Origin of the sequence: Chryseobacterium sp. SN22, from assembly GCF_008329705.1 — a bacterium.
Taxonomy (GTDB): Bacteria; Bacteroidota; Bacteroidia; order Flavobacteriales; family Weeksellaceae; genus Chryseobacterium.
Genome location: NZ_VTSX01000011.1, coordinates 103300 through 116659 on the forward strand (window position 1 = coordinate 103300; position 13360 = coordinate 116659).

Genomic DNA, 13360 nt, shown 5'->3' on the forward strand with positions numbered 1-13360 from the left:
TAAATTCTTTTAAAGATTATTCCAGATTAAAACAGCCAGAACGGTCATCCTGAAAAGCGTCCAGGAAAGGGTCGGAAGCATATTCAGTTCTAAAATCCTGCATCTCCTGATGTGCTCCAGAAACATGACGGTTACCACCGTTCCGAAATAAATGAATGAAGAAGTGAAGCTCAGGTTCAGGAATAATCCGGGAATCAGCAGAACGGTTCCGATCAGGGAGACGGTCATCATATTTCCCAAGTAATCCCAAAGCTTTTCTTTAAGGTAAAATTTGAGAATTAAAGTCTGCCACAGGATCTGCCCGGTACAGATTGCGGCTTCCCTGAAGAAATTCCGGTTCAATCCTAATTTTTCTGAGAACAGGCTTAAAATATATCCTGAAAAAACGGCGGCAAAAACCATGTAGGCCAGCCTGTATTTCAGATTGAAATCAGGAATACACGCTTCTGTTCCGTGATCGTTTTTGGAAGGAATGATCTGCTTCCGGTTGTAGGAGACAAAAGAATAGAGCTTTTTGAAAATCCAATACACAGGTTTGATCCGGGCTATCTTCTCCAGCACAGGAAAGGAGTTGCCGATGACCAGCAGCAGACTGTCCAAGCCGTAAGTAACTCTGTTTTTATCATGATCGACCAGAGCAATTTCATTTTTTGCCCGGTTAAAATCAATCCTTTTTTTAGCGTCAGCATTCAATTCCGTAAAAGCTTGCCTGCCGTTCTGATCCAGCATCCCAACGGCAATGAAGCTTTTGGAATACAGGTTGCACATCGGGCATTCGCTGTCGTAAATAAGGGTGTGGTGTTTAAGGGTTTTCATAAACTATTTTTTTAATTGTTTTCTGTAATCATTTACACAGATCAGATAATAAATGAGAGCCAGGATCGGCGTACCCCATATTGCAAAATCCATTACCCTCCTACCGCAGTTATTCCAGAATCGGTCTATCATATCAATTCCATCACTTGCTGCCAATGAAAAAAGAACGATGATAAAAAGCATACTGATGGTATAATAGATTCTGAACAGGATACTTTTCTTATACGTTCCCGAAAACATTTTCCGGTTGGCGCTGATGAGATGATTCACCGCGATCAGAAAATAAACAGCGATCGCAAAATCTCTCGTAGATGAGGGAATGATAAATAAAATAAGCAATAAAGCCAGCAGGGACTGAACATAAAAGTCGTTGATAATAAAAGTTTTCATGGTGATTGTTTTTTATTAATTTTTCTGATGAAGCCCGAAATAAAAAATCAGGAACAGATGAATGAATAAGTTTTTCATAATTATAAAATTTTCAATAATTTTTGAAAGTTTATACTAAATAAAAAAGGCATTTGCCCTTTTTTATTTCAACAGGTTGGTAATTTTTCCTACCAGCCAATGGTCGTCGCTCTTGATCGCGAGGTCCATGATGTTGTTGATTTTCCCGGTCACAGTGCTGAAATCATTCATCAGTTTGATGAATTCTTTGGCGCCTTCCGTATCCTTGTCTTCAATATCTTTCAGTTCTTCCAGAAAAGAAATAACCGGTTCTATTTCTCTTTTCCGGCGTTCTTTGGTGATCTGTTTAAAGAGATACCAGACATCCTTTTCAGCCACGAAATACTCTTTACGGTCACCTTTAACAAACTCCTTCTTCACGATTCCCCAGTCCATCAGTGCCCTGATATTCATGTTGGCATTTCCCCTGGAAATTTCCAGCTGCTGCATCACCTCATCAGTTGAGAGCGGCTTTTCACTTGCGATGAGCAAAGCATGGACCTGTGCCATCGTCCGGTTGATCCCCCAATTGGTGGCGAACGTTCCCCAGGTCTGGATGTATTTTTCTTTGGCTTCCGAAAGTGTCATTGTTCTGTTGTTTCAGTTTCTTATGACAAATGTAATTATATTTTTTGAATTTTCAATAATTTTTGAAAATTAATTTCAAATAAAAACAGACATTTCTGAAATGCCTGTTGATACTAACTTTAATTTACTGTTCTGAGATCATCTCTGCTCATTTATCAAGTCCCTGAATAATTTAATAAGTATTTAAAATAATTTTATAATACGCTTTTGAATTTTAAAATTGTGATTTTAAAGCCAACAGCAAAAAGCTAATTGCTATCAGCTAATTACGACCTCTGTGAACTTTAAAATTCTGATTGTAAATCCGGTAGCAGAAAGCCAATTGCTACAAGCTGCTTATAAACCTAGAATCATCCTGTTTTTTAAAGAATTGACTTTAAATGAAAATTCTGATTTTCCGGTCTCATTGGCGTTTAAAACGATGTCCCAGGTCAGTTCGCCCGTCTCTTCATTATAAGTGGCACCTCCTTTGTTGACGAGGGTTATGATGAGCTGCTTATCCTGAGAGACCGGAATCCTGTCCCTGATCCTGAGTTTTACCTTTTCACTCTTGTTGTTGCGGACGGTAAACTGGTAAGCAAACTGCTGTTCCTTATTGGATGAAGAAATACTCTTTTCCATAGTCTTATCTTTAATTGCCTCTCTTTTGACACTGATCTTTTTATCGTCACCCAGCGTGAGTAAAAGTTTACGGTCTGTATTTTCTGCGTTAAGCGTGGTTTTGCCCACGTTCGTATTTTCGAAAATTACATTCGCTTCCGCATTAATGAGGTTGTATTTATCGAGATTATCCAGCTCTGCAATCAGATATACGGTTCTGTCGATTTTCGGAACCGTATAGTACATATAGGTTGCAGGAATTTCCATACGGTCCAGATTAATGCTGTTATCCTGATTATTGGATAAAACGGTGTACCGGTCTTTCAGGTCATAAGCCACATTCAGCTGGTTCCTGGAAACGGTTGAACCAACCACGGCAACTTCGGCAACGCTCATTTCTTTTGCAGCATATGACATGGATCTTACAGAAACGGAAGGCTCATCCCTGTTGATCTGTAATCCTGCAACAGCACCTGCCAAAGGCTCCTGGTAAAACAAACTCCATGCAGGTAAAGAAGGAATCTGTTTCTTCACATTCGGATATCCGGAAACCAGATGAAGCTCAACATTTTTCCAGTCCAGCCCGGAATTCTGTCTTACCATTGCTTTATACAGCAACTGTGCTTTGGAGTTGATATCAGGGATAATGACATCATAATAAGGTCTCCACAAAGCTTCACGGATGCTGTATCTAATGTCTAAATTCACCTCTTCCGGACCTTCGCTCGAAATCTGCAGCACCAGTTTTCCTGTAGGATATTTTTCAAGCTCCTGATTGTTAAGATCAAATTTTGTCCGTAGTTTATCCAGCTTTCCGGCAACAGAAGCATAGGAAGTTTCAGTTTTGTCCAGTTCTGTGCTCAGGTCGGTTCTTTTTTTCTGATAATAATCAATCAGCTTTTCAAGTTCCTTTGAGTACGAAGTAGATCCTGAATTGATGACCTGGTTTTTATCCAGGATGCCGATGCTGTTCGCTAAAGCGGTTTTCCGGAAATCCAGATCCTTTAATTTTTTCTCCATGAGAGCGATGCTGTCCAGGACCATCTTATGCTGCGGGTTTCTTTTATCCAGTTCCGTTTTGTAAAAATTTTCATCTGTTGTGAATCGATACGTAAGAACTGAAACTTTAGATCTCGAGCCTATTTTTATGGTGCTTTCATCGATATTCTGTGCAATATTTGTAATCACCACTTCTGAGCTCCCTTTCGGGATTTTAAATGCCGTATTGCTGTACAGTTCTGCAGACTGTTCGTATAAAGTAACTGAATTTAATTTTGCTTCCGCAAAGACAGGTTTTTGCCCGAATGCAGCAAGTGAAATGCTGCATAAAGCAATGATAATGAACTCTTTCATAGGGTAACGTTTGTTTATTTTATCTTTCTATAATCCCGGATCATTTCTACAAATCCTGATCTGTCGCCTTCCGGGTCTTTCCCGGTATTCTGCTTGGCCAGGCTTTCGATTTCTGCCAGACTTCTTTTTTTGATCAGTTTTGAATCTCTTAAAACCAATCCGAACCAGGCAACGGAAGAAGCAAACTTAAAATCAGCACTTGCTTTCGGAGCATCTGTATTCCTGATCGTCTGAACGATTTCTTCGCTTTTTGACCCTTGCGGTTTCTTATATCTGAATTTTACGGTCCCCAATTCATCACCAAATCCTTTTTTTGCAGAAGCTGAAGCATACTTAAGCTTATTCTGTTTCGGCAGAAACGCTGAATTGCTGTTTGCAGGAATAATCTCATACAAAGCGGTCACAGTATGGCCGCTGCCCAGTTCTCCGGCATCGATTTTATCGTTCACAAAATCTTCATTTCTCAATTTCCGGTTTTCATAACCGATCAGACGGTAAGATTTTACATACTTCGGATTGAATTCGATCTGAATCTTCACATCTTTCGCAATGGTATAGAGGTTACCGGCAAACTCTTTTCCCAGGAATTTATTGGCTTCCTGCAGGTTGTCGATGTAGGCATAATTTCCGTTTCCTTTATCAGCCAGCGTTTCGATCTTATTGTCTTTGTAATTTCCCATTCCGTAGCCCAGGCAGGTAAGGAACACCCCGGATTTTCTTTTTTCTTCAATCAGGCTTTCCAGATCACCTTTGGAAGATGCGCCTATATTGAAATCCCCATCGGTCGCTAAAATAACCCTGTTGTTCCCGCCTCTGATAAAGCTTTCCTGAGCCAGTTTGTAAGCCAGCTCGATGCCAGCTCCTCCGGCAGTACTTCCTCCGGCGCTCAGCTGATCCAAGGCATCGGTTATTTTTCTTTTTTCGGCCACCGAAGTCGGGGGCAGTACAACACCGGCACTCCCGGCATACACCACAATGGCCACTTTATCGGTGGACCTAAGTTGATCAAGCAATATTTTTAAGGAAGACCGCAGCAACGGCAGTTTGTTTTCTTCTTCCATTGAACCTGAAGTATCAATCAGGAATACAATGTTGGAAGGAGGCAGATTATTCATCGGAATGTTCTTTCCTTTCAATCCGATTTTCAGCAGTTTATGGCCGGGATTCCATGGAGCCGCCCCAAGTTCCGTATTGATAGAGAAAGGCTGTTTGTTTTTAGGCTGAGGATAATTGTATTTAAAGTAATTAACCATCTCCTCGATCCTCACCGCATCTTTATCGACGTCTCCATCTGCAATCATCCTTCTGACATTGGAATATGAAGCATTGTCTACGTCAATGGAAAAAGTGGACAGCGGCTGGTTTTTCGTCAGTTCAAAAGGATTTTCAATCAGGCGGTCATACTCTTCATTATCATACCCTCCGTTTTTTCCGGAAGGCTTTTTTAGGGTCTTATCATATTTAGTAGAACGGTAATAAGATGGTTGCCGGTAAGAAGTAATCACCGATTCCACTTCCATAGCCACTAGCGCTTTTGGTTTTGGGCAGCCATTATATTCAGGAAGTCCGGGAACGGTCGGGCAGGCATCATCTTTGTCGAGGATTCCGTCGCCATCGGTATCAGGCCAAGGACAGCCGTTGTTTTCCGCCGGTCCTGCTACAGTCGGGCACGCATCGTCTTTATCAATAATTCCGTCACCATCCGTATCCGGCCATGGGCAGCCCTTATTTTCGGTCGGCCCGGCGGCTTCAGGACACTGATCGTCTTCGTTCTTGATGCCGTCCTGGTCTTTATCTTTTTTAAGACTCAGCTTTTGGGAAGCCTGGTCCTGGTCCGAAACGGTTTTGGTTTTGCAGCCCTGCAATATCATCAGTGCCAATATCGTTATACCTGTTTTTTTCATGTTTATTATTTTTGATCGATATAAATTTAAATTCCCTTTAAAGAAGATGTAAAAATCCTGAAAGGTTGCAGCGAAATTTCTTATTGATTATGTTTTATATAAATTTCTTATTGATTGTCTGTAATTATGTGTTTATATTTCAGTTTGTTGTATTTTAATTGAATCCTGATTATTTTTTTGTTTAATTTGAATTCCATAATATTCAAAACTTCCAGTTCCTTCTTCCAGCCTACTCATCTGATCTTCTATTGAAAGTTCAGTTTATTTAAATCAAATTACTGCTACGGCTGAACATTTACTTTTATTCCTTCATTCCAGTATTTGGCTTCCGGCATATAATATAAGTAAATGTTGCTTGCTTTTCCCGTATATTCCCCGGCGAATTCCACTTTCAGATCAAGGTTGATTCTTTTTGTTTCGTCGGCTTCAAAATGTTCCCAATATAAAACCAAATAATTATCAAAAATCTCATAATAAGAAATCTGCTTTTTCTCCAACATATCCTTCAGCAAAGCATTTTGTAAGGTCAGTCCGGCAGGGATTCCGATCTTAGCCGTCACCATCGGCAGCGGTCCGTTGATTTTGTTCTTCACGGTAATGCTCATTCTGCTTATTTCTCCTGCTTTCAGATTTTCAGAGGCAAGCTTTGTCTCCATCATAACAGGAATATCTGCACTTTGCGGAGCCTTCAGGCTGTAATATCCGTATTCCAGCTTGTACGGCAAACCTGTTTGTGCCGGATAGCTTACTGCAATGGTATTTTCTCCTTTCTGCAGAGCGGAGATGATGGAAGTGTTCTGCTGAATGTCCGCTCCGTTTATTTTTATCACAGGTTTATCGGTACCATAGCTTTTCTCATTCTTCGCAAAGAATCCGGATAATGCTTCAAGGGCCAATGTAGTGGCCTGGGTAGAACCGAAGCCATAATATCCGTTGCAATTTATCAGATCATCGGCAACTCCGGTAAGTTGCAACGGACTGAGCCTTTTGTCTTTCTGCAAAGCCATCAGGTATAATGCTACGGTTTCAGCGTGAGCAGAATTTCCCCATGATCCCGTAAACGTAGCTTTGGTTTTGACCTCTTTCCGTACAAACTGGCTATTCAGGATCTCAATGATCCGGTCATAATCCTGAAACCGGCCGAAGTCTGACGAAATATTGGCCATCAGGGCAAGCTGGTAAGAATCCTTTACAGCCAATGCACGCTTTAAACTTACCTGATAAGCCTCCTCAAGCTGATCCTTGATTCCGTTTTTTGATAAGGCATACAATACATAGATATTTCTCGACCACTGATAATCTGATGAAGAAGCACCGGTTTCATAGCTTCTTTTCACACGGAAAGTCCCGTTCGTGTTTTTTCCGGAAAGGATAAATGCCGTTAGATCACGGATTATCTTAGGATCGATGGCTATATATCTTTTCAGGGCTTCAAATTCCAGCAAAGCAAATGCGGAGAGCGCAACATCCGATTCAGAAGATCCGAAATAGGAAAACCCGCCGTCCCGGTTCCGGTAGCTCAGCATTTTCTGATACCCCTTTTTCAGGTTTCTGACGACCTCGTTTTCCGTTTCAGCATTAATCTTACCCAAAGATTTCAGGTAGTCCAGAATAAAAACATTCGGATAGACTGTTGAAGAGAGCTGCTCAAAGCATCCGTAAGGCTCTCTTTTCAGCCTTTCCAGGTCTTCGAACATCTGCAATGCCCTGTTGTTATAAACAAAATAAGACGAATACAAACTGTTGCTGATATGGTCCGGAATATTTATTTTCAGATCTTCCGTTTTATTATCAATGATGGAATACTGATGCGGAAAACCTTTTTCTCCCACCTGAAAAGGCAGGATCATCGTTTCCCTGAAGTTTCCTGATTTCACCGCAAACTGAATATTGGAATCTATGACATCATCCATCCGGATTTTGACATACAACCTTCCGGATTCCAGGGGTTTCAGGGTAATGATGCTGTCTGACTTTACCAGTTGGACACGGTTCGGAACAATAACATCCAATGTCATGGTCCGGCTTTCGGCCGCGTTGTTTTTAATCACCACGGGAATACTCATAATATCGGTTCTGGTCAGGTATTGCGGAATTTTGGCATCGATGGAAATCATGCTTTGTGCCGCATAGGTAGTTTCATCCCTTCCGGCGGATCCTGCAGCGGATATACCTTCTGTAATAACCCTGAAAGTGGTATTTGCATCCGAATTATAGAATTCTACCTTTGCTTTCCCATTGCTGTCGGTTTCCACCACAGGATTCCAGTAAAGAACTTCCCGGTAATCGAAGCGGTAGGCCGTATCAGTAGTTTCATACACTGGGTAGGAAAACTGCCGTCCTATGGTATAGAAGTCCAAACTGTCCTGTGGAATACTTTTTACTGAAAAATAAGTTTTAGGGGTGATGTCGAGCTTTATTGCTGAATTTCCATATCTGGCAGAGGTAATTAAAACAACACCGTTGGTTCCGCGGCTGCCGTATAACGCGGTGGCTGCTGCATCTTTCAGTACGGTTACGGAATTGAGGTCCTGCTGATAGACATTGGTGTCAAAATTCTCTACCGGAACGCCGTCCACAATAAACAACGGGCTTTTATTCGAGAGGGACCGTGAGCCACGGATGGTTATGTACCCGTTTGTCTGGTTACCCGAAGGCGAGATTTCAAGTCCGGCCACTTTTCCTGCCAGCGAAGAAATGTTCGGGCGGTTGATTTCTTCTTTTTCCAGCACGGTTACTGCGCCGGTAAGGAATTTTGTTCTTCTGATTCCAAGCGCTCCCATTACTACCACTTCCTCAATATTCTGGTCTTTGGAAATAGTATCGGAACGGCCGGCTCTCCCGGATGGTTTTTCTGCGGCAGGATCTGTCTTTCTATCCATCTCTTTGGAAATTGTTTTACGCACGGCTTCCGCAACCACCTCTTCAACATCGACGGCTTTGATTTTTTGCTTTTCCAGCGGATTGATGTTCAGTTTGTAGGCTAAAATCCTGACCTCAATTTCCTGTTTCGGCTGAAACGATTTTGCAATGATCTTATAATTTACTGCTCCTTTGAGATCCGTAAAATAAAAGGTTCCGTTTTCACCGGTTACCTGTTTTACAATTTTACTTTTCCCGTAGGAATTTTCTTCAAGCAGGAAAACTTCTGCCTTTACCGGCCTTTTGTTTTCATCTTCAACAATCCCGTACACCGGATTTCTTTTTTCGGGCAGGTATTTGTATTTTCCGCTACTGATGATTTCCGGGAGCAGTTCAAAATACCGGTATCCGTTGGTAAGCATAACCAGGTCCAGGCTTTTTTTTGCCTTTGCTTCTTTTTTGTCAAAATAGAATTGCGGCCTTTCGATCTTTCCGTGCAATTCGGAATCCAGCAACAGCCAGGACAGGATATGGTTCTGCTTATCATCGGCATAAGTCCAGAGTTTATCATCCACAACAGCCATCGCCAGATTTGCCGGAACCGGACTGCCGTTTTCATCGGTTGTTTCAATGTCGAGGGTCACTTTTTCCCGTGGCAGGTAATTCTTTTTGGAAGGTTCGATCTTCACTTGCATCCGGCGGTCTTCATTGGCAAAAACAATACGCTCCGCCTGGGGTATGCAGTTTTCATAAACCGTAAACCTGCAAATACCCGCAGGCAAATCCTTTTCCGGAAGTTCCACAAAATTCTCCCCTTTGTTCATTACTGCCGGCCGGCTATATACTTCTTTTCCTCTGAAATTTCCTTTAATTGTAATATTTCCCGCTTCCGGGGCCGTAATTTTCAGCCTGATGTTCCCGTCTTCTTTTTCCACATTCAGGACAATACCCTGATCTCCGGCTACAGGCAGCGGATAGATTTTGGAAATATTTTCCGGCTTTATGACCTTTGCATAATACGTTTCTCCTCTTTCCGGCTGAAAAAGGAAGCTTCCCATGCCGAAATGATAAGCCTGCACCTCAGCTAACTGCTGATGCTTCCGATTATAAATCCCGAGCGTCGCGTCAACGGGATTACCGGATTCATCCGATATTTTAAAAGCAATATTCTGCCGGATTCCATTGATAAAGGTTCCGCCTTCCGGCATGAATTTCACCTCGATGTTGTTTAGAACAACCGGGATATTCCGTGAAATGGATTCCATAAAGCCGTCAAATTTTACGGTAATATGAAGCAATGCATCCGGAGAATCCAGGACTTCCGGCAGATGAAACTTCAGCAGGGATTTTCCTTCCTTGTCCGTTAGTAATTTTCCTTCGGAAACCGTTTTACCGTTATGCAGTACCGTATAATGGCCTTCATAAAAAGGAATCGGCAGTCCGCTCAGGCTTCTCATGGAAAAATCGGCCGAAACTTCATCGCCTGCGCCGTATCCTTTTTTAGGAAAATCCAACTTCATCAGGATTCTCGGCGAGACTATTTTCTGCAGGGTAATCTCTTTCGCAAAAGCATTTTTCCCGTCTTCATTCTGCATCCAGTCTGTATAAGCTTTTATTTTATATATTCCGCCTTTCATCCCTTCATCAAAATAGACCGATCCTTCCGCATGGCCGTTATTTACTTCATGTTTTGATTTCCGGATTACACTTCCGCCGGGATCAGTCATCTCAAAGTTCACCACCCGGCTATGCTTTGCCGGCCGGTTATCGTTGGCCTCGACCACATAAATTTTAAAATCCATCGTCTCGCCGGGTTTATAAAAAACATGGCTGGTCTGGATGTACGTTTTTTCTTTCTCAAAATCCTCTGCCGGATTCTGCGCTTTCGCAAAACCTGACAGAAACAAAAATATAAAACCCCAATAAGCTGTAAATCTGAAATTCATTGTTTAAAATTTAAATGAAACCATGCATCCGAATGTCCTGAACGAAGGAAGGTTGAAAAAATCCAGCCCTCTCCCGTTTTCCTGATCGTAAAAATTCTGATTGGGATCCGCTCCTGTATTGGCCTGCCAGAGAAGAATATTACCCACATAAAAAGTCAGGACCAAAGAAGTCTTTATCTGATTTACCGGTAGATTTGCCGAAAGGGAGATATTGCTGATCCTTACATAATCCGCTTTCTGAATGTAAGCTTCCGCAACCCCGGAATAGCCGTATCTCGACCAACGGTTCTGCAGGACATCCCGGCCGGGATCATAAAAATCAACTGCCGTTTCATTGGTGTTGCCATTGGCATTAATTCCTGCAAAAATGTAGTTTTTGATATCCCGCTGATCACCGGAAGTCCTCGAACGCCCGTAATAATCAAGAACTGCCTCAGTTCCGTTCCATAACTGTCCGCCTTTTTTCCATTCCCAGTCGATGTCCAGGGTCAGCCTTTTAAAAATGAAATGATGATTGAATTTCATTATAAAATCCGGTGTAGGATCTGCAATGATCTTCATTCCGGCAGCTTTCTGCGGATAACCGGAAGCATCAATGATCAGCTGTCCGTCTGCAGTCCTCTCCCAATAGCTTCCCATGACCGCTCCTAAAACCTGCCCCTGCGTAAGGGTTTTATATACATCGGAAAATCCGGCTACAGCAAGATTATTATATCCGCTTTCCACACGACCGGCAACATCTCTATATTTGTAAAATGAAACTTTCTGGGTACTGAAAAAATGGCTGCCGATTCTCAGACGGTTGAAGGAAAAATTAAATTCATATCCTTTATAGGTATGATCTGCGAGGTTCTTAAGCTGAAGCCGGTTATTTTCATAAACCGGGAAAACATCATTGAAAATTCCACGGTTGAAATATTCTCCTTCGATGCTGATCTTCGGGCCTGCATCCAAACGTAATCCTGTTTTCCACTCCTTTACACCGGTATTGGAAAGCCCATTGAATGTTACCGCTTCATCAGCCGGGAAATACAACCCGGAATTTTCCGCCTTCAGTAAGGTAGTGGCATAAAAAGAATACGAATTGGTAAGCTGAGGCTCGGAACTCATTTCCGTATAAGCACCTGATGCTCTAACATTAAAATCTGACCAATCGAAAATATCATCAAAACGGATATAGGCATTTGCTTTCGGCAGCCAATAGATATTTTTCTTTGAGGTGTTGGAAATATAAAATGAATTCCCCACGTTGGATCCTATTTCAATATCTGTTCCGTGCAGCTCGAAACTGTAGTTAAACAAATAGTCTTGAGAAGTTCTCTGGTATCGGCTTTCAATATTAGTCAGGCTATTGAAGACTTCGGATTTCTGATCATTTAAAATAAAATTAAAACCGAAAATATTTTTAAAATCGTAATTGCCGAATGAATAATTCCCCAGGATATTGGATTGAAGCAAAGTATTGTGCTGTGTTCTTGCATTGTGTATGCCATTGGTGAAGCCTGAGGTTGAAGGTTTGTAAAGGTCAGAATTCAAGTATCGGTCATTTTCATAGGATTGGCTGAGATTCAGTTTGAATTTTCCAAAGGTCCTGGACAGATCAAAGCTGAATCGGCTGCTGTTGCTCCGGTAATTGTATTTATTAAGCCGTTCAGACAGAAAAAGCGGATTGTCTGCAAACCGGCTGTAGCTTCTCTGAGAACCGTTCGGCAGTAAAATACTTTGTTCGTTTGAGAACGAAATCGGAGTCAGCAAAGCGTTCCGGTACATCCTGTTGAAAAGGCCGGTCCTGTTGGCATCGGTTGCCATGTTTTCATCATAAGCAAATGCGGCATTCAGCGCATATCCTTTTATATTGGCATTGGCTCTGGCTTTAACATTACTGGTTACAGTAACCTGATCGTTAAAATACATTGGATCCTTGTGTTGGCCAAGATCCACTGACAGCCTTAAGGTTTCGTAGTATCCTTTTTTAACCACAACATTTATTTTCAGTTGGTTGCTGAACCCGACCATTGTTTTAAAAAGATCATTCCGGTAGGCTTTGGCAGGAAAAATCCCGTCTGAAAGAGGCACGAGCTTTCCGTTTACATCATATTCATAAGACTGATTATTAAAACCCAATTCAACGATATTGGGTCCAAAACTGAACATTTCGTTCGTTTCCGGTCCTCTCCAGACAAGCATGCCGTTATCAGATCTTCCCTGCACGAATCTTCCCTGCGTTTCCGAAATGGCATTTCTTGATTTCACCTCAAAAGAAGAAGTAAAACTTCCACCGATCAGGAGATTTTGCGGATACTGCTGTTTAATTTTATATACCGTATCATTTTTCTGGCGGATTTTGCGGACCGTAAGGAGATACCGGTCGGAATCTTTGCTTAAAGCCGTTTCTGCGTTTTCAACACTGTACGGATCTGCCTCCTGTTTATAGGAAACAAGATTGTCATAATCTTTGGTATAGATATTTTTAACCGTTTCCTTCCGGATCCGTCTTTGCAGAATAGTTTTCAACTCCTCTAGCCCATAAGAACGGATTACCAGCCGGTCTTTCCCGCCGTTCCAGACCAGGGTATCGGAAGGCTTTGCCGCTATAACTGCAAAGCCCTTCTCATCAGTCATTTCGTAAATTCCGCCGTTTTTGTTGTAGACCTTTAAAAAATTCTGCGCTTTGCCTTTGGGATCCAGAAACTGCCCGTAGTAATATAACTGCGAATTCTGAGCAAAGAAAAAAGAGGCCACAAACAGGGAAAGCAGTGCATATATTTTATTCATGGTTTATCATCATTAAGAGTTTGAAAAAAGAAACTTCCGGAGAAATTTCTTTTTTCAGAGGTATGGTGA

At 41.9% G+C, this 13360-nt stretch carries 7 protein-coding genes; all 7 read right to left on the bottom strand.

All coding sequences use genetic code 11. The features are described from left to right. Positions 1–9: 9 nt before the first annotated feature. The 7 genes from FY557_RS09240 to FY557_RS09270 all read right to left on the bottom strand — a co-directional run bounded on the left by FY557_RS09240 (position 10) and on the right by FY557_RS09270 (position 13291). On the bottom strand, positions 10–816 hold the full coding sequence (locus FY557_RS09240) for a DCC1-like thiol-disulfide oxidoreductase family protein (protein WP_149246962.1): 807 nt from the start codon (positions 814–816) through the stop codon (positions 10–12). Between the two features lie 3 nt (positions 817–819). Then, positions 820–1206, bottom strand: coding sequence for a hypothetical protein (locus FY557_RS09245; protein WP_149246963.1), 387 nt, complete (start codon positions 1204–1206; stop codon positions 820–822). A gap of 141 nt (positions 1207–1347) precedes the next feature. Beyond that, on the bottom strand, positions 1348–1851 hold the full coding sequence (locus tag FY557_RS09250; RefSeq protein WP_149246964.1) for a GbsR/MarR family transcriptional regulator: 504 nt from the start codon (positions 1849–1851) through the stop codon (positions 1348–1350). 336 nt (positions 1852–2187) lie between these two features. Next, on the bottom strand, positions 2188–3804 hold the full coding sequence (locus FY557_RS09255; protein ID WP_149246965.1) for a DUF4139 domain-containing protein: 1617 nt from the start codon (positions 3802–3804) through the stop codon (positions 2188–2190). Between the two features lie 14 nt (positions 3805–3818). Next, entirely contained in the window at positions 3819–5708 is a 1890-nt protein-coding gene (locus tag FY557_RS09260) for a vWA domain-containing protein (RefSeq protein WP_149246966.1), read from the bottom strand. Positions 5709–5989: 281 nt separating this feature from the next. Beyond that, positions 5990–10516, bottom strand: a complete 4527-nt coding sequence (locus FY557_RS09265; RefSeq protein ID WP_149246967.1) for a TonB-dependent receptor plug domain-containing protein — start codon at positions 10514–10516, stop codon at positions 5990–5992. Between the two features lie 3 nt (positions 10517–10519). Continuing rightward, a complete protein-coding gene (locus tag FY557_RS09270; RefSeq protein WP_149246968.1) occupies positions 10520–13291 on the bottom strand; it encodes a hypothetical protein in 2772 nt (923 codons plus the stop codon). Positions 13292–13360 lie beyond the last annotated feature (69 nt).